The organism is Streptomyces lavendulae subsp. lavendulae, assembly GCF_002803845.1.
GTDB classification, from domain to species: Bacteria; Actinomycetota; Actinomycetes; order Streptomycetales; family Streptomycetaceae; genus Streptomyces; species Streptomyces lavendulae.
The window spans coordinates 8127798-8145233 of sequence record NZ_CP024985.1; the positions used below are offsets into that span (position 1 = coordinate 8127798).

Sequence of the window (17436 nt, forward strand, 5' to 3'; positions counted from 1 at the left end):
ACACCCGTACAACGCCCGTGACCCCTTCCCGGCCCAGCCGGGCCCTGGTCTCCACCCTGACGTGCGTCTTCCCGAACGCCCGCCCGCCCCGCGAGGCGGTCTGTCGGTGGGATGTCGGCCGTCCGGCGGGAGCGTCGGTGATCGATGGGCCAGGTGTCGGTGGCCGCCGCAACCATGGGGACCGAGTTGCCCGCCCCCAGCGGCAGCCGCCTTAACCAGCAGGGGAGCCACCGTCGCCATGTCGTCCGCATCCTTCACCCCGCCCTGGAACGTCCGACGGCTGCCGCGTGCCGACGGCAGCGTCTTCCTCGTCACCGGCGGCAACGCCGGCATCGGGTACTTCGTCGCGGAGCAGTTGTCGGCAACCGGTGCGACCGTCGTGCTCGGCAGCCGGGAGCCGGCGAAGGCCGACGTCGCCATGGCGTCGATACGCGCACGTGTCGCCGGTGCGCGGGTGCGGGCCGTCCGGCTGGACCTCGCCGACCTGTCCTCGCTGCGACCGGTGGTGGAGTCCCTGGGGGTGGATCGCCTCGACGCGGTGGTCCACAACGCCGGCGTTGCGCTGGACGACCCGCCGCGCCGGGAGACGGGGGACGGTCACGAGCTCATGTTCGGTACGAACCACCTCGGGCACTTCGCGTTGACGGCGCGGCTCATGCCGCTGCTCTCGGCCGCCCCTGCGGCACGCGTCGTGACCGTGGGCAGCTTCGCGGCGAAGTCGGAGCGGCTCGACCTGGACGACCTGCAGTCCGGGAACGACTACCGGCCCAAGCGCTCCTACGGACGGTCCAAGCTGGCGCAGATGTACTTCGGTTTCGAGCTCGACCGCCGTCTGCGCGCCGTCGGCTCCAGGGTGGCGAGCGTCGTGGTCCATCCCGGCGGCGCGCTGGACTCCCTCACCCCGTCACGGCCGCCGATCCAGGTGAGGACCGCCGGCGCACGGCTGAGCGCCGCACCCGCGGCCCTCCTCGTCCAGGGCAAGCACGCCGGCGCGTGGCCCGCGGTCCGGGCCGTGCTCGACCCGGCCGTGGACGGAGGTCAGCTGTGGGGTCCGCGCGTCTTCGGCCTGCGGGGCGAACCCCGACGGGAACGGGTGTGGAACCACCTCGCCGACGTCTCCGTCGCGGCGCGGTTGTGGGACACGAGCCGTGACCTGACGGGCGTCGACCCCGGTGACCTCCCAGGGCCCTCCGAGGGACATATGCCATGAACATTTCTATAATAGGAGGAAAGCCTCGCGCTGGCCTGTCGATGCATCGCGCGGAGGGTCCCATGGCCGGTTTCACGGTGCACCTCGACGAGAACGCGGGGCCCGCGTCCACCCACGCGCTCGTCATCGGGGTAGGGGCGTACACGCACCTTCAGGGCGGGGCCTCGCCGACGGCCCATCCGGGCGCCGTGGGAATGCGGCAGTTGACCTCACCGCCCCTTTCGGCGCGCCGGTTCGCCACCTGGATGATCGACAAGTACCACGACGCGGGCAGACCGCTCGGCAGCCTGGCGCTCCTGCTCGGCGAGGAGGTGCCCGGTCCCTTCGTCCATCCGCGGACGGGTGCGGAGCACGCCGTCGCAGCCGCGACCATCGACAACATCGTGGCCGCCGTCCTGGAGTGGAAGGACCGGGGCGACCACGACCAGGCCCGGCTGGTCTTCTACTTCTGCGGCCACGGCGTCTCGCTGGGGTTCGACACCTCCCTCCTGGCCTCGGACATGTTCGCCGACCTCAACAGCCCGATGAACGGCGCCCTGCACTTCGAAGGACTCAAGAGGGGGCTCAACAGCTGCCGGGCCGGCCAGCAGGTCTTCTTCGTCGACGCCTGCCGGGCCGGTTCCGACGCACTGGGCAGGACCGTCGGCGGAGCCTCGCTCGGACGGGTCCCGGTCGACGGCAACGAGATGTTCCGCCCCGAAGGGTTCGTGCCGCGCGAGCACGCCGTCCTCTACGCGACCCTGCACGGCGAGGAGACCTTCGGGCGGGCCGGCGAGGCCAGCCTGTTCACCTCCGCGCTGCTGCAGAGCGTGGACGGCGCCGCGAGCGAGAACACCGAAGGCCACGTGTGGCGGGTGACCACGGGCACCCTGACGCACGCGATCGGCCACTTCATGAAGGAGCCCGCCTTCGCCGGAACCCTCACCAACGCGGCCGTACCCGTCAACTCCGAGTCGTTCGACTTCGTCTTCCACGAACTGCCCGGCGACCCGATCGTCCCGGTGTACATCGGCTGCCTCCCGCAGACGGACAACGCGCTCGCCGAGTTCGTCTGCAGGCACCCCGGGCAGGACGACCGGCGCCGCCCGCCCCCGGCGGCCGGGGACGAACCCGACCTCACCGAGTGGTCCCTGTTCCTGCCGTTCGGGCAGTACGAGGTCGAGGCCGTCCTCGGTCCCGGGGACGTGCGCAGGGACGGACTCGACGCCCGCCCGCCCCTGTTCCACCTCCGATTGGCCCGGCCGTGAGCGCCGTACTCGCCGTCAGGCTGCTCCTTGCGCCCGGCGGGGAGCCCGATGAGGCCGTGATCGTCGGGGACATCCGCCCGTCCGACCTCTCGGGCACGTCCCGCCGCGGCATCCTCATCCCCTGCGGGAGCTCACCGAGCCCCAGGTCCTACCCCGTGGAACCGGGGCGCTACGTCGTCTCGGCGTCCCTGCCCTCCGGGCTGGTGCTGACGGAGGGCGCCGTGGCGGTGGAGGGCCGGGAGACCCCGGTGGACTTCGCCATGACCGACTCGCCCTACGGGACACACTCGTGGCAGTACCTCATGGGCAACATCGAGCCGGGCGGCGTCTACCACGGCGCGGCCCGGAGCCCGCTCGCGGAGTCGGTCGCCTCGCGCTCCATGGTCGCCACCGCCTCCCGGCCGGACGGCACCGTGTCCGGGGGAGCCGTGGACCTGACGGCCCTCGCCACCTGGGTCGGCGACTCCGCGCCCGCGTGCTGGTCCTTCGCGTCGATGCTGGCCCTGGCGCAGACCCCGCCGGGGACCCCGGTCGCCGGATCGATCGGCTCGGGCGGTTCCCGCGTCCTGCCCGCGTCCCTCCACCCCGCAGGAGCGGTCACGCCGCTCTACCGGTTCGGTCCCGACGGCCCCCTCGGGGCTCCCGGCGGGCCCGTCGGCGAGCGGCAGTTCCTCGTCGTGGAGGCCGCGGGGTCCGTACGGCTGGTCACCCTTCCCCTGCCCTGGGGCGAAGCCGAGGCCGAGGTGCTGGTCAACCTCCGGCAGAGCCCCACCGGCAGCGCCGTCTCCGTGGCCGTCCGCGACGCCGACGTCGGCGCGGGCCTCGCGTACATGGCCCAGGGCGCCCTGGACACCGCGGCCCGGCTCTTCGCCGACGTGGAGGCGACGCTCTACTCCAGGCTCGCCAACCCGCTCGCGGCGGCGGCCGGGTGCTACGTCCTCCTCGGCACCGACCACTCGCCGGGTGCGACGCGCTGGGACCCCTGGCTGGAACGGCTGGCCGACGGGTTCCCCCGGCTCGGCGACGGGGCGATCCTGCGGGCGGTACGCCTGCTGCGCCGGGCCCGCGGGGACCCGGGGCAGGTACGGCGGGGCCGGGACGGGCTGATCGAGGCCTTCGACCGCGGCATCCCCTTCTACACGCTCGGGCTCGCCTGGCTCGTCGACGGGCTCGCGGCCTTCCCCGAGGACCCCGAGTGCGCACGCCGCCTGGACGCGGCGCGCCGGCTCTCCTGGCTGGTCGACACGCGCGAGCCCTTCCTCATCCTCGACCTGCGGCAAAGGAGGACGTGATGATCCGTCTCAGGATGCTGCCCGCGGAGGACGGCGACTGCCTGCTGCTCGAATACGGCAACGCCGACTTCACCCGCCGGGTCCTCGTCGACGGCGGACGCCACGACACCTACCAACGGATCAAGCCGCTCCTCGCCGAGCTGGACCGCACCGTCGACGTGCTCGTGGTGACGCACGTGGACCAGGACCACATCCTCGGCGTGCTGGCGCTGCTCGATGACGCGCAGGAGCCGGTGGAGCTCGGGGACGTGTGGTTCAACGGCTTCGACCACCTCCACGACCGCGACGTCTTCGGCGCGGTCGAAGGAGAGATGCTCACGACCACGCTCATGACCCGGCAACTGCCGTGGAACAAGGCGTTCCAAGGGCGCAGCATCGCATCCGCTGACCTGGTTCGACGACGGCTCCACGATGGAGGTGCTGGCGCCGGACCGCGGTCTGCTGGAGGCGCTGATCCCCGTGTGGGAGACCAAGTGCGCGGAGGCCGGCCTGATCCCGGGGGTCGATCCCCAGGAGAGGCGGCCGGTGCCCGGCATCGAACACTTCGGCGCGGTCGACGTTCCCGCGCTGGCCGCCGCGCCGTTCCTACGGGACGGCTCCGCGACGAACCGCACCAGCATCGGCCTGCTCTTCTCCTTCGAGGGCACCCGGATCGTCCTCACCGGCGACGCGGATGACCGGCGCCTGGCGGCCTCGCTGCGCCCGCGCGCCGAAGCCGAGGGCGGCCGCCTGCGGATCGACGCCCTGAAGGTGGCCCACCACGGCAGCGCCCACAACATCTCGAACGAGCTCCTCGGCCTCCTCGACTGCGGCCGCTATCTCATCTCCACCAACGGAAAGATCCACGGACACCCGGACGACATCGCCGTCGCCCGCATCCTCCAGCACGGCGGGGAGGCGAAGGACCTCGTCTTCAACTACCGGGAACGGGCGGCGAACTGGGACCTGGACGCCCTGAAGGAGCAGTTCGGGTACCGGGTGGTCGAACCGGCCGCGCCGGACGAGGACGGCTTCGTCACCGTGGAGTTCTGACCCGGAGCGGGCGTCGCGCCCAGGTGAGGGGGCGGGCTACGGAGGGTCGGCGGGGAGGGTGAAGTGGGTGCCGTGAGCGGCGGCGTCGACGTGGACGACATGGCGGCCCACGCGGACGGTCTGGGTACCGGCCGCGGTCCAGGAGCCGGCGGGGCCGTCGCTGCCGGGCAGGGGCGTCCAGACTTCCAGGAAGGTGCTGCCGTCGAGGTTGGTGCCGGTCTCGACCATGCGGGTTCCCTCGGACCGCAGGGTTCCGATGTCATGGCCGGGGGAGCCCACGTCGTGGTGGAAGGTGACCTGCTCGCCGTCGTAGGAGGTGCTTCCGGCGAAGCCGCGGCTGTCCGCGTACAGGGTGCCGCTCTGGAGCCAGACGACGTGCTCGGTCTCTTCGAGCGGGCCGCCGTCACGGCTGATTCCGGCGCGGAGCCACGCGCCACGGGTCGGGGCGTCCATGGACCCATGGTGACAGAGGCCCGGTGCCTCGGCCGCGCCCCGGGTCGGGCCGGTCGCGCGCCCCTCCAAGTATCTTGACGTCGAGATTAATCTCGGGCAGGCTGCCTCCGGGTATCTCGACATCGAGATACTTTCGCTGAGGATTCGGGGGGCTCGGGATGCGGCGGGGCGGGGAGGGTCGGGGGAGCGGGAAGACCCGGCGGGGTGAGGCCGGTCTGGTGGCGCAGCTGCGCCGACCGCCGGGGGGACGCCCCGCACGGATCATGCTGCTCGCCCTGTTGCTGGACCGGACCGGCTCGGGAGTATGGGCCGCGGCCTCCGTCCTGTACTTCACCTTCGTCGTCGGGCTGGACGCCGGCCAGCTGGGCCTGCTGTTCGGCGTGGCCGGGGTGGCGGGCATCGCCGGCTCGCCGCTCGCCGGGCACCTGGCCGGCCGGTTCCCGGTGCGCCCGCTGCTGATCGGCTGTCATCTGCTGCGGCTGGCGACCCTGTGCGCGCTGCTCGTCGTCACCCGCTTCGAAGCGCTGCTGCCCGTGGTCGCCCTCACCAACCTGGGCGACCGGGCGGCCAAGACGCTGGAGATGCTCTTCGCGACACGCGTCGCGGGCGAACGCCGCGCCACCTACCAGGCGTTGTCGCGCAGCTCGGCGAACGCCGGTTACGCGCTCGGCGCGGGTCTCGCCGCGATCGGCCTCGCGGTGGGCAGCCGCCAGGCCTACCAGGTCCTGATCCTCGCCAACGCCCTGTCCTTCGTCGCCGCCGCCGCCCTGGTGTGGCGCACCGGGGAGGCGGGCGGCCGCCCGCGGGCGCGGGCCCGCGCGGGCAGCCGGGCCGCAGCGGACGGGCCCGCCGCACCGAACGGGCGGCGGCAGCCCGCACCGAGCCCTTGGCGGGACCGCGGATACCTGCGGTTCGTCCTGCTGGACATGCCGATGAACCTGGACGACTCGATCCTCGGCGTGGGGCTGCCGCTGTGGCTGGTCCACCACACGGACGCACCCCACGCGCTGGTCCCGGCCTTCCTCGTGATCAACACCGTGCTCGTCGTCGTACTGCAACTGCGGGTCTCCGCCCGGGTCGAGGAGCCGCGCCAGGCGGCGGCCGCGGTCCGCCTGTACGGGCTGACGATGTTCGCCTCCTGCGCCCTGCTCGCGCTGTCGACGGGAGGCGGGGCCTGGACCGCCTCGGTCGTCCTGCTGGCTGTGGCGGTACTGGCCACCCTGGCGGAGCTGATGCGGTCGGTGAGCTCCTGGGAGCTGGCGGTGTCCCTCGCGCCCCAGGAGGCACGGGCGTCCTACCTCGGGGTGGCGGGCATGGCCCAGTCGGTGCAGAAGTCGGCCGGGCCGGTGCTGCTGACGGGGGCCGTGATGGCGGCCGGCCCCACCGGATGGCTCGTCCTCGGAGCGGCGGTCGCGGGCCTGTCCGTCGTACAGCGGCGTTACAGCGTACGGCGGTTGGACGCCCTGGACGCGAAGGACGTCTTGGACGCCGCGGCGCCCACCGCCGCCGGGGCCCCGGCCGACAAGGTCCGTTGAGGGGTCACCGCCGGCGGCGGCGCCCGCCCTCGTCGGACGAGGACGAGGACGAGGACGAGGCCTCAAGGATGGTCTCGACCTCGGCGTGGCCCGCCTCGTCCGCCCCGACCGGACCCGGTTCTCGTGCTGGGCACCACCGACGCGTCCCTGAGGGTAGTCGTTGAGGAACTCCGGTGCTTCGTGGGACGGGTCGGCCTGCCGCCGCAGCGCGCTGCGGATGTGCTTGAGGGCTCCCGGCTCGCGAAGCGCCTCGGCGTTGGCGATCCCCATGAGCATCGCCGCCGCCCGGCACTGGTCGTCGCTCAGGCCCTCGATCTCCTCCTCACGGACGTAGCGGCCGTCGGTCTTCTCCGTTCCCGGATACTGCGTCATGTTGGTGGTGATCCACGGAGCTCCGCCGCGTCCCGGGCGCTCGTTGTACAGTCCGAACGGGGTGTCGTGCGTGGTGAAGCGGGCCGCTGGGGTCCGCGGCGGCAGAGCCCTTCCGTCCCGCTCGCCGCCCTCTTTCCTCCGGTCGTGACCCATGACGCCGCCGCTTCCCGTAAGGGGGCCGGAGCCCGGACGCACTGCCCGGGCTCCGAACCGTTCCGCCAGTGGCCTTCGACGACAGGCGCACCGGAGGCGTCCGCACATGCCCCTGAGGGCAGACCTGCGTCCCATGCGGAGCCGGGCGTCCCGGGGAGAGGGTGCGCGAAGGTGCCCGGAGCCTCCAGGGCTCCGGGCACCTTCGCTCAGGTCGTGGTCGGTCAGAAGGTGAGCTTGAAGTCGGTGATCGTGCCGGTGTCAGCGGCTCCCTTGTCCTGGACCTTGAGCTTCCAGGTGCCGTTGGCCGCCACGGCCGAGGCGTTCACCGTGAACGTCTTGTCCAGGTTGGCCGTGGAGTCGGACGAGGAGTTCTGCAGGCGGTACGAGGTCCCGTTGGGGGCCACCAGGTCGATCTGGAGGTCACCGATGTAGGTGTGGGTGATCTTCACGCCGACCTTGAGGGCGCTCGGCGCGTTGCCGGTGACGCCGGTGACGCTGACCGACGACGTGACCGCCGGGCCGGGGGAGTCCGGAATGGCCACCCGGGTCGTGCTCTCGAAGACCTTGCCCGGGGTGGGGGTGCCACCGTTCGAGCGGGCGCCCACGTTCACGGCGGCCCAGGCGTCGGTGACGCTGTTGACCTCGGGGCTGCCGGCCCCGTACAGCTCGGTCGCCGCGGCGATCGTGCCCGCGCGGGCCCCCGCGTAGTCCGTGCTGGAGTTGAACTTGCTGGTCAGCGCCTTGTACCAGATCAGCTGAGCCTTGTCCCGGCCGATGCCGGTGACGGGCAGGCCGTCGGAGGTCGGGGAGTTGTAGCTGACGCCGTTGATCGTCTTGGCGCCGGAGCCCTCGGAGGCCAGGTAGAACCAGTGGTTGGCCGGGCCCGAGGAGTAGTGGACGTCGAGGTTGCCGACGCCGGAGTACCACGCGTCCGCGGAGCCGCCGTCCTTGCTCGGCTTGTCCATGTAGCGCAGCGGGGTGCCGTCGCCGTTGATGTTGATCTGCTCGCCGATGAGGTAGTTGCCCGGCGCGCTGGGGTTGTTCGCGTAGAACTCGACGGACGTGCCCATGATGTCGGAGGTCGCCTCGTTCAGGCCGCCCGACTCGCCGCTGTAGTTGAGGCCGGCGGTGGCGGCGGTGACGCCGTGCGTCATCTCGTGACCGGCGACGTCGAGCGAGGTCAGCGGGTCGTTGTTGCCCGTTCCGTCGCCGTACGTCATGCAGAAGCAGCCGTCGTCCCAGAACGCGTTGACGTACGCGTTGCCGTAGTGGACCCGGGAGTAGGCGGCGACGCCGTCGCCGCGGATTCCGGAGCGGCCCAGGACGTTCTTGTAGAAGTCCCAGGTGACCCCGGCGCCGTAGGCGGCGTCGGCGCCCGCGGTGGCGGCGTTGGAGTTGGCCCCGTTGCCCCAGGTGTCGGTGGACTGGGTGAAGAGCGAGCCCGTGCCGGACGTACCGCGGTTCAGGTTGTACGTCTTGTGGCCGCCGCGGGCCGCGTCGTTCAGCGTGAAGTTCGAACCGGACGCCGAGGTGCCGAGGGTGACCTGGCCGCTGTAGTGGGTGTTGCCGACACCGGTCTCGATGCCCTGCCACTGGTGGAGCTTGGCGCCCGTCTTGGCGTCGGTGATGACGTGGAGCTGGTTGGGGGTGCCGTCGTCCTGGAGGCCGCCGATGACGGTCTCGTAGGCCAGGGTCGGCACGCCCTTCGCCATCCACACGACCTTGCGGGGCGCGGCGTCGGCCTTGTCGGCCTTGGAGCCGATCGCCTTGGCGGCGTCGAGGGCCTTCGCGGAGGCGGCCGCCGGAGCGTCGGCCGGGGCGGCGGTGGAGACGCCCTGCAGCTGGGCGGTGGACGCCTTGCTCACGCTCTGCGTCCGGTCCGCCGAAGTGCGGTTGACGACCAGGTCGCCGCCGAGGACGGGGAGTCCCTCGTAGGTGCGCTCGTATCGGGTGTGGGTGGTACCGTCCTGGTCCTTGACCACGTCGTGGACCAAGAGCTTCTCCTGGTCGCCGAGGCCGAGTTCCTTGGCCGTGGCGGCCGTGGTGCTCTGGGCCTTGGCTATGAGCTCGGCGCGCTGGGACGGCGAGAGCTGCGCGGGCAGTGCGCCCGGGTTGCGAACGGGCCCGCCCTTGGGGGCGGTCGCGTTCGAGGACCCTTCGGGCTGCGCGCTGGCGCTGCCCGCCTGGACGCCGACGGTGAGCAGTGCGGCGGCGGCGAGCAGGGCGCCGGTGGCGGTGGCGTTCCGCCGGTGCGTGGACTTCACGCGGACTCCTTCTGAGCGTGGGGGGTGGAACCGGCGGCCGGGATGAGGCCGGCCGGGTGGAGCGTGTGTCGCTCGTCGTGCTGGGGATGGGGAGAGGTTGCCAGCGATCGCCATGATCGCCATGGACACGTCAGGTATTCGCCGAAAGGCGTCCGAATTTCGCCGGGTCGCGTCCGCTGACCGGACACCTCGGGGCGGCGCAGACGGGCTTAAATGAGCTCAAAACCGCCCATACTGGACGGGATTTGACCAGAACCCGGTACTCGGCGTCGTCTTGCGCATTCAGGTAAAGCGTTCGGCATCAAGCGTCAAACAGCCTTGTAATGCGCATGACTTGGCAGGTGTGATCGCGGGAGCCGCTCCGAGCGGCGCCACCCCCCAAGGGAGTCCGCAATGCACTCAGTTCGTCGTACGTGGCCGCGCGCCGCGGCCACCACGGCCGCCGCCGCCGGCCTCGCGCTCACCGCGGTGGCGGCCGCTCCGGTGACCGGTACCGTGACCGCCTCCGCGCACACCTCCGCGGTGCCGCGCACCGTGGCCCGCCCCGCCGTCGCCGGGCACCAGCTGGTCCGCGCCGTGGGGAGCCCGCTCTCCATCGAGGAGTGCCGGACCAAGTGGAAGATCGCGTGCTACACCCCGCTGCAGTACCGCGAGGCGTACGACCTGAACCCGCTCTACAAGGCGGGCATCACCGGCAAGGGCCGCACGATCGTGATCGTGGACTCCTTCGGCTCGCCGACGGTCCAGCACGACCTGGACGTCTACAGCAAGCAGTTCGGGATACCGAGCGCCAAGGTGCAGGTGGTCAAGTGGGGCAACGTCCCCAAGTGGGACCCGAAGAACGAGGACATGCTCGGCTGGGCCGGTGAGACCACCCTCGACGTGGAGATGGCGCACGCGGTGGCGCCGGACGCGAAGATCGTCCTGGTGGAGACCGCGGTCGCGGAGACCGAAGGCACCACCGGGCTGCCGGAGATGATGGACGCCGAGAAGGCCCTGATCGACCACGGCATCGGCGACGTGATCACGCAGAGCTTCGGCGCAACCGAGAACACCTTCCCCGGGTTCGACAAGGGTGACTTCTCCAGCATCGGGAAACTGCGCTACGCCTTCGAGGCTGCCGCCCGCAACCACGTCACCGTCCTCGCCTCCTCGGGCGACGGCGGCGCCACCGACAACACCGCCGACGGCACCGGCTACTACCACGAGCGCGTCAACTCCTGGCCCTCCTCCGATCCGCTGGTGACCTCCGTCGGCGGCACCCAGCTGCACCTGGACGACGCGGGCAGGCGGACCGCTCCCGAGAGCGTCTACAACGACAACGGCGCGGGCGGCGGGGGCCAGTCCCACGTCTTCACCCGCCCGGCCTTCCAGAACGGCGTCAAGAACGTCGTCGGCGACCGTCGCGGCACCCCGGACATCTCGATGGCCGCAGCGGTCAACGGCGGCGCCTGGATCTACTCCAGCTTCGACCCCACCGCCACCGGCTGGGACGTCTCCGGCGGCACCAGCGAGTCCAGCCCCCTGTTCTCCGGCATCGTGGCCCTTGCCGACCAGGCCGCGGGCAAGCGCCTGGGCAACATCCACGAAGCCCTGTACTCCCTCTACGGGCGCTCCGCCTACGACCGTTCCACCGGCATCGTCGACGTCAACGACGGTACGGACAACAGCTACCAGGGCGTCACCGGCTACCCCGCGGTGAACGGCTATGACATGGCCACCGGCGTAGGCACCCTGGACGCGGCCCGCTTCGTGCCCGCCCTCGCCCGCGAAGGCCGCCGCGGCTGACGCTCCCCCCGCCGGACGGTCCGTCCGGCCTTCAACGAGGCCCGGGCCGCCCCGCAGCTGATGCGGGGCGGCCCGGGTGGACGGGCCCGGCGTCAGCCGGGCCCGTCGGACGACTCGGTGGTGCGGGGCTGATCCGTCTCAGTTGCCGATGCCGGAGGTGCCGACGCCCGAGTTGCCGATGCCGGAGGTGCCGACGCCCGAGTTGCCGATGCCGTGACTGCCGAGGCCCGTGTTTCCGAGCCCCGCGTTGCCCAGTCCCCAGTTGGCGATTCCGGCGTTTCCGACGCCGTGGTTGGCGATTCCGGCGTTTCCGACGCCGTCATTGACGAAGCCGGCGTTTCCCACGCCGTGGTTGCCGATGCCTGAGTTGCCCACGCCGTCGGCGCTGGCGGCGCCGGCTCCGCAGATGGCCAGCACTGCCGCGGTACCCAGCGCGGTCGTCACGCGGAGAAGAGTTGCGCGCATCGTCGCATACCTCCTATTTCGGGATATTGGCCTGCTATGCCTAACACATAGGCGTGCCAAAAATCGGAAGAAACCCCCGAAAATCGCCGTGTCGTTTCGTCCTTGAGCGCGTGTCGGGGGGGCCGGAGGGGCCCGCCGGGACGCGCTTCAGCCGCGGGCGCGGTAGCCGGGGTGGACCCCGGGGGTCAGCTCCTGTTCGGCGGCGACGCGTTCGAGGAGGCCGAGGAGCCGGGTGCGCTGCTCCGGGTCGAGGGCGGCGAGCAGGGCGTCCTCGTGGGCCGCGGCCGCGCGGGAGACCGCGCCGAGAGTGCGTTTGCCCTCCGCCGTGAGGTGGAGTTCGTGGTTGCGGCGGTCCTCGGCGCTGCGTCGCCGTTCGACGAGGCCCTTGCGCTCCAGGCCGTCGATGAGCGTGACCACGCGACTCGGTACGACGCCCAGCTCCTCGGAGAGGGCTCGCTGGCTGCGCCCCGGCTGTCCGGCGATCATGCGCAGCAGTCCGACGTCCGCCGGGGTCACTCCCAGGTGGCCGATGCGTTCGGCGAAGCGTCCGGCGGCGTGCGCGCCGATCTGGGCGAGGAGGAACGCGGCTCCGCGCGGCCCGGTGGCCGGGGCGGGGCCCGTCGTATGCGGTTGCCCTGGACTGTTCACCGGCCTATCGTAAGCCACGAGCAATGATTCAGCTCAGTGAACGATTGACTTCAGAGAACGGATTCTGCCGTGACCGCCACCCCAGAGACCGCCACCACCGCCACCCCCGCGACCCGCAGCCGACGCGACGCGCAGGCCGGGCCGCCGCCCGGCATCCTCGCCGTGGTCTTCACCGCCCTCTTCCTCGCCGGGCTCGTGCTCAGCACCCTCCTCGCGGACGGGGACACCTTCCCCTCCCCCTTCGGCTCCTCCGACACGGTGACCTCGTACTTCCGCGACCACACCGGTGCGGTCCGCCTCTCCGGAGCCCTGCAGTTCGCGGCCTCGGTGCCGCTCGCGATCTACGCCGCGACCGTCTCCGCGCGGCTGCACAAGCTCGGGGTCCGTGCCCCGGGCGCCACCATCGCCCTCGCCGGGGGAGTCCTCGCCTCGGCCTTCCTGACCTGCTCGGGACTGGTCACCTGGGTGCTGTCCCGGCCCGAGGTCGCGGATCACGCAGAACTCGTACGGGCCCTGCAGTACCTGGCCTTCGGACTCGGCGGGCCCGCCCACGTCGTCCTGCTGGGGCTGCTGATCGCCGGGATCGCCGTACCGGGCCTGCTCGCGGGCCTGCTGCCCCGCGCCCTCGCCGTGACGGGCCTGGCCGTCGCGGCGATCGCCGAACTGTCCACGCTGGTCCTGCTGGCCGACGGCGCCGCCCTGCTGCTGCCGGTCGCCCGGTTCGCCGGTCTGCTGTGGCTGATCGCGGCCGGGTTCCTGCTGCCGCGCCGCCGCGTCCGTACGGAGGGCTGACCGCCATGACCACCGCGACCACCACCCCCGCACACGACCCGGCGGAACGGATGCTCCGCTTCCATCAGCCCGAGAAGGTCCTGCGCCACCTCGGGCCCGCCCCCGACGAGGCGGCGCTCGCGGCCCTGTTCGGACTCGACCCGGCCGGCTACCGCACGCGACTGGACCGCTTCGAGGAGTGCAACCGAGCGGCCGCCGCCGCGCTCGAAGCCGCGCCGGGGACGTCCGCACGTCTGGCCGGACTGCCGTTCCGGCCGGGCGAGCACGTGGTGGCCGTCGGGGAGAGCACCACCGCCGACCGGCTCTCCTGGTTCGAGATCCTGCGGCACCTGCTCCCGGAGGGCGTCCGCTGCACCAACCTGGCCGTGTCCGGCAGTACGACGACCCAGGCCCTGGCGAACCTCCCGCTGCTCGGGTTCCAGCGGCCCGACTGGGTGCTGTGCATGCTGGGGGCCAACGACGTCCAGCGACTGGACGGGGTCCCGCTGGTCGCCGCCGCCGAGACCCGCCGCGCCCTGCGGGCCCTGCGCGACCTGACGGTCCGCCGGACCGGGGCCCGCTGGATCTGGCTCACCCCGACCGCCGTCGACCCCGGGCGCGTCGCGGAGTACGTGCACTTCCGCAGGGCGGGGCTCTCCTGGGCCGGGGAGGACCTCGACGCCGTCGCGGAACTGCTGCTCGCGGAGCCCGAGGCCACGGTCGACACACGGGCCGCCGCGCACGGCCACCTGGAGGAGGACGGCGTCCACCTCACCCCGGCCGGTCAACGACGCGTCGCAGCGGCCGTGCTCGACGCGCTCGGTCCGGTGGAGGAACGGACATCCGGCGTCCCTCAGGGAGCCGATCGCCCCTGAGCGGTGTCCTCGGCCGCAAGCGTGCGGGGGCCGGAAGCGGACCGGTGCCTGGAAGCGGGCCTTGCGGGCGGCGCGGCGGAAGACGGTGAGGACGGCCGGGCCGGCCAGGCAGATGCAGACGAGGTTCGTGACGCCCCGGCCCGCCATCCGGCACCGGCCGAGCGGGGTCAGGCGGGGCCGGTGCTCTGGCCGGGGTGGGGCGAGTCGTCATTTATGCTTCGAAGCGGCCGCGGGGCGGTGAGGCATCGCCGTCCGCGGCAAGCGCGAAGCGGTCGGTCCGGCCGGTCGAGGGGTGTGGCCGGACACGGCCGCGCCCCGGACGGGGACCGCGTGACGCTGATCATGACGATCTCGGGGAATCGAGTGCCTGCCGAAACGCGTCTCAATGGTGTGGGGTCTGCAGCGCCCCCGCCCGCGAACAGAAGACCCCCAGGGAGAAGCGAGGTATGGCAGTGATCTGCGTCGGAGGCATGATCGGAATCGGCAAGACGAGTGTGGCCGAGCTGCTCGCCAAGGAGCTGGGCAGCGAAGTCTTCTACGAGAGCGTGGAAGACAACCCGATCCTGCCGCTCTTCTACACGGCGAGCCCCGAGGAGATCCAGGCCAAGCGCTACCCCTTCCTGCTCCAGCTCCACTTCCTGCGGACCCGGTTCGCCTCGATCAAGGAGGCGTACAAGCAGGGCGACAACGTCCTGGACCGGTCGATCTACGAGGACTGGTACTTCGCCAAGGTCAATCACGACCTCGGCCGGATCAGCTCCCTCGAGATGCAGGTGTACGAGGGACTGCTCGGCGAGATGATGCGCGAGATCGAGGGCCTGCCGTACCGCAAGGCACCCGATCTCATGGTCTACCTCAAGGCGGACTTCGAGACGGTGCTGCACCGCATCGGGCTGCGGGGCCGCGATTTCGAGCAGGACGAGAGCCTGGTGGAGTACTACCGGACGCTGTGGTCGGGCTACGACGACTGGGTGCACGAGCACTACGCGGCCAGCGAGGTCCTCGTCGTCGACATGAGCCACACCGATGTGGTGAACAACCCCGAGGACGCGGCCCGCGTGGCGCAGGAGGTCAGGGACGCCCTGTCGGCGGCCAGGAGCCGCGGCTGAAGCCGTTCGAGGGGCTCCGGCCGGGCCCGGGCCGCCGGTGTCCGGTGCGGCGCGCCTATCGCGCGGGAGGGCACAGGGCCGTGTCCACCGCGGCCAGGAGGGTGGCGGCCGCGGTGTCCGTGGTGGGGGTTTCGTCGACCACGACGGTCACCTGGCGCCCGTCCGGTGCGACCGCGCCGATCCCGTGGTGTCCTGCCCGGGCGGAGCCGGTGTGCCCGGTCCACACTCCGCCGCACGACAGCGGCTCGGTGATCAGCCCCAGGCCGTAGCGGCCGTCCGGTCCGAGCCGTTCCGGATCGCCCGCCACCGTCGTGCGCATCTCCGTGAGCCGGGCGGGTGACAGGAGGCGGCCGACCAGCAGGGCGGCGAAGAACGTGTTGACGTCGTGCGGCGTGGAGACCAGTGCGCCTCCTGTGCCCCCGGCCGTGGTGTTCCACTCGGTGCCGTCCACCGCACGGCCTTGCCGTCCTCCTCGGTGGTGAAGTAGCTGCGCGAATGAGGGCCCCGGATCCGCTCCGCGTCGCCCGGCCAGTAGGTGTCGTGGAGGTCGAGCGGCTTGATGATCCGGCGCGAGATCTCGGCTTCGGCGGGCCGGCCGGTGGCCTTCTCGATCAGCAGTCCGGCCAGGATGTAGTCGGTGGTGGAGCAGTGCCACGGGTGCGCGGGCGGCGGCAGGCGCAGCGCCCGCCGGACCAGGTCCTGCGGGGTGAAGTGGTGGTGGCGCAGCCACTCGACGTCGGCCGTGGCGAGCGCCTCGCTGTGGTCGGGCGGTCCGCTGGTCTGCTGGAGGAGCTGCCGTACGGTGATCTTGTTGCCGTCGTAGCCGTTGCCCTGGACGAGGCCGGGCAGGTAGTGCTCGACGAACGCGTCGAGGGACAGCCGGCCCTCGTCGGCCAGTTGCAGGACGGTCGCGGCGGTGAAGGTCTTGGTGATGCTGCCGATGCGGAGCCGGTCGCGGACGTCCATGGGCCTGCCCGTGCGCAGATCGGCCGTGCCCGAGGCGTAGCCCCAGCGGCCGCAGGCCGGATCGACCACCTCCACCGCGGCTCCGGTGCGATTTCACCGGTGACCCGGTCCAGCGCGTTCTTGAGCTCAGGGCGGTCGCCGCAGGTCCACGCGGTGGCAGGGCTCGCGGGGGTCGTGGCCGCATAGGCCGGAGCGGCGGCGCCGACGCAAACGGCGAAGGCCGTCAACAAGCGCTCGTCCTGCGCCGGGCCCACGAGTGGCTGCGCACGGCCGGCGGGATCACCCGCCCGCACCTGACGATGGATGAGTTCAGCCGGGCCCTGTACCAGGCGGCGCAGGCGGTCGGCGCGGAGCTCGGCCGGAGCCTGTCCCTGGACTGCCGGCCGCTGATGGGCGGAAAGCCGCACGTGGCGACCGCCGCGCTGCCGAACCCGGGCCACCGGCCTAGGCAGGCCGCGGTGGAGGAGAGCCGGCAGGAGGTGGCGGCGACCCCGGAGGACCTCGACTACTGGCTGGAGAAGGCGAGCGGCCGCACCGGCGCCGACGACCCCGGCTGGTACTTCTCGGGCCGCAGGCGCCTGAACGCCTCAGTGGTCCCCTTCCTGAAGGGCCCGCCGGGGGTCCTCCTCGTCACGGGCATCACCGCGAGCGGGAAGTCGGCGATCCTGGGCCGCGCGGTGGCCTTGAGCGACGCGACGTTCGGGACGTCGGCCCTGTTCGCGGCCGCGGTCGGCCACTGCCCGCCGCACACCGTCCCGGACGAGGGCGCGGTGACCACCGCGGTCACCGCTCACAACCGGGAGCCGCTGGGGCTGTTGACGGTCATCGCGAAGAAGCTGGGTGCCGCGGCGGACCCCTCGGGCAGGGACCAGCTGAGCCGGCTGGTCGTCGCCGTCCGCAGCAGCGACGGAGCCGACGGCCCCGTCCCGGACGGTGGCGGTAGCGGCGGTGGCCGGGAGCTGCTGGGCCGGCTGCGGGACGCGTTCCCCGGGGCGGCCGTGCTGCGCACCGACGACGAGGACCTGGGCACGGATGTCGAGGGGTACGTACGGGCCCTCCTGGACGGGGAGGCCAACTGGGCGGGATACGACCTCGCCGAGGTCGCGCGGACGGTCGCCGGGGCGGTCGGGCGCGTCGTGCTCTCCTTCGCGGGGGACGCGGGGGCGGCCGCGGTGGAGATCGACCTCACCCAGTGCCGCGCGGGCGGAACCTGAGGACCCGTGACGCGGCTCGTGCCGTTCGACATCCGCCCGCGT

The 17436-nt window shown here is 72.2% G+C and carries 16 protein-coding genes and 2 pseudogenes; 11 read left to right on the plus strand and 7 right to left on the minus strand.

The genetic code is table 11. From position 1 onward, the window contains the following. The first annotated feature begins 238 nt into the window (after positions 1-238). The 5 genes and pseudogenes from SLAV_RS36580 (at position 239) to SLAV_RS42775 (ending at position 4781) form a co-directional block, all read left to right on the plus strand. Positions 239-1210 (plus strand): SDR family NAD(P)-dependent oxidoreductase, encoded by a 972-nt coding sequence (locus tag SLAV_RS36580; protein WP_030238067.1) that lies wholly within the window; start codon positions 239-241, stop codon positions 1208-1210. A gap of 62 nt (positions 1211-1272) precedes the next feature. Further along, positions 1273-2457, plus strand: a complete 1185-nt coding sequence (locus SLAV_RS36585; RefSeq protein ID WP_030238064.1) for a caspase family protein — start codon at positions 1273-1275, stop codon at positions 2455-2457. Further along, entirely contained in the window at positions 2454-3749 is a 1296-nt protein-coding gene (locus SLAV_RS36590) for a hypothetical protein (protein ID WP_030238062.1), read from the plus strand. Before SLAV_RS36585 ends, SLAV_RS36590 begins: the two co-directional genes overlap by 4 nt. A 14-nt stretch (positions 3750-3763) precedes the next feature. Next, positions 3764-3937: pseudogene (locus SLAV_RS42770) on the plus strand (ComEC/Rec2 family competence protein); the annotation flags it as partial. Positions 3938-4160: 223 nt separating this feature from the next. Next, complete coding sequence (locus tag SLAV_RS42775; RefSeq protein WP_234333829.1) at positions 4161-4781, plus strand: hypothetical protein; 621 nt, start codon at positions 4161-4163, stop codon at positions 4779-4781. Between the two features lie 36 nt (positions 4782-4817). Here SLAV_RS42775 and SLAV_RS36600 read toward each other — a convergent pair whose 3' ends face one another. Further along, positions 4818-5234 carry a hypothetical protein gene (locus SLAV_RS36600; protein WP_051841324.1) on the minus strand — a complete coding sequence of 139 codons (417 nt, stop codon included), beginning with the start codon at positions 5232-5234 and terminating at the stop codon, positions 4818-4820. Positions 5235-5452: 218 nt separating this feature from the next. Between SLAV_RS36600 and SLAV_RS36605 the strand changes: the two genes are divergently transcribed. Next, a complete protein-coding gene (locus SLAV_RS36605; RefSeq protein ID WP_234333825.1) occupies positions 5453-6769 on the plus strand; it encodes an MFS transporter in 1317 nt (438 codons plus the stop codon). Between the two features lie 746 nt (positions 6770-7515). Here SLAV_RS36605 and SLAV_RS36615 read toward each other — a convergent pair. After that, complete coding sequence (locus SLAV_RS36615; protein WP_030238054.1) at positions 7516-9558, minus strand: M4 family metallopeptidase; 2043 nt, start codon at positions 9556-9558, stop codon at positions 7516-7518. Positions 9559-9951: 393 nt separating this feature from the next. Here SLAV_RS36615 and SLAV_RS36620 point away from each other — a divergent pair, with 393 nt between their 5' ends. Next, the gene (locus SLAV_RS36620; RefSeq protein WP_030238050.1) at positions 9952-11346 is read left to right on the plus strand and encodes a S53 family peptidase; all 1395 of its coding nucleotides are present in this window, start codon (positions 9952-9954) and stop codon (positions 11344-11346) included. Between the two features lie 138 nt (positions 11347-11484). Here the strand turns inward: SLAV_RS36620 and SLAV_RS36625 are convergent, their stop codons facing one another. Then, positions 11485-11790 carry a hypothetical protein gene (locus SLAV_RS36625; protein WP_234333824.1) on the minus strand — a complete coding sequence of 102 codons (306 nt, stop codon included), beginning with the start codon at positions 11788-11790 and terminating at the stop codon, positions 11485-11487. Positions 11791-11958: 168 nt separating this feature from the next. Next, positions 11959-12459 carry a MarR family winged helix-turn-helix transcriptional regulator gene (locus tag SLAV_RS36630; protein WP_030238047.1) on the minus strand — a complete coding sequence of 167 codons (501 nt, stop codon included), beginning with the start codon at positions 12457-12459 and terminating at the stop codon, positions 11959-11961. 69 nt (positions 12460-12528) lie between these two features. Between SLAV_RS36630 and SLAV_RS36635 the strand changes: the two genes are divergently transcribed. Next, positions 12529-13251 carry a hypothetical protein gene (locus tag SLAV_RS36635; RefSeq protein ID WP_051841323.1) on the plus strand — a complete coding sequence of 241 codons (723 nt, stop codon included), beginning with the start codon at positions 12529-12531 and terminating at the stop codon, positions 13249-13251. 5 nt (positions 13252-13256) lie between these two features. Beyond that, the gene (locus SLAV_RS36640) at positions 13257-14105 is read left to right on the plus strand and encodes an SGNH/GDSL hydrolase family protein (RefSeq protein ID WP_030238041.1); all 849 of its coding nucleotides are present in this window, start codon (positions 13257-13259) and stop codon (positions 14103-14105) included. A 27-nt stretch (positions 14106-14132) separates the two neighbouring features. Here SLAV_RS36640 and SLAV_RS42780 read toward each other — a convergent pair. Then, positions 14133-14246: pseudogene (locus SLAV_RS42780) on the minus strand (ECF transporter S component); the annotation flags it as partial. 305 nt (positions 14247-14551) lie between these two features. Between SLAV_RS42780 and SLAV_RS36650 the strand changes: the two are divergent. Next, positions 14552-15214 carry a deoxynucleoside kinase gene (locus SLAV_RS36650; protein WP_030238039.1) on the plus strand — a complete coding sequence of 221 codons (663 nt, stop codon included), beginning with the start codon at positions 14552-14554 and terminating at the stop codon, positions 15212-15214. A 55-nt stretch (positions 15215-15269) separates the two neighbouring features. On the opposite strand, the gene SLAV_RS42785 is transcribed toward SLAV_RS36650, so the two are convergent. Continuing rightward, positions 15270-15533, minus strand: a complete 264-nt coding sequence (locus SLAV_RS42785) for a hypothetical protein (protein WP_234333823.1) — start codon at positions 15531-15533, stop codon at positions 15270-15272. Then, positions 15467-16255, minus strand: a complete 789-nt coding sequence (locus tag SLAV_RS36655; protein WP_051841321.1) for a serine hydrolase domain-containing protein — start codon at positions 16253-16255, stop codon at positions 15467-15469. Before SLAV_RS36655 ends, SLAV_RS42785 begins: the two co-directional genes overlap by 67 nt. A gap of 224 nt (positions 16256-16479) precedes the next feature. On the opposite strand from SLAV_RS36655, the gene SLAV_RS36660 reads away from it, so the two are divergent. Next, positions 16480-17394, plus strand: coding sequence for a hypothetical protein (locus SLAV_RS36660; protein ID WP_030238036.1), 915 nt, complete (start codon positions 16480-16482; stop codon positions 17392-17394). The last annotated feature ends 42 nt before the right edge of the window (positions 17395-17436 follow it).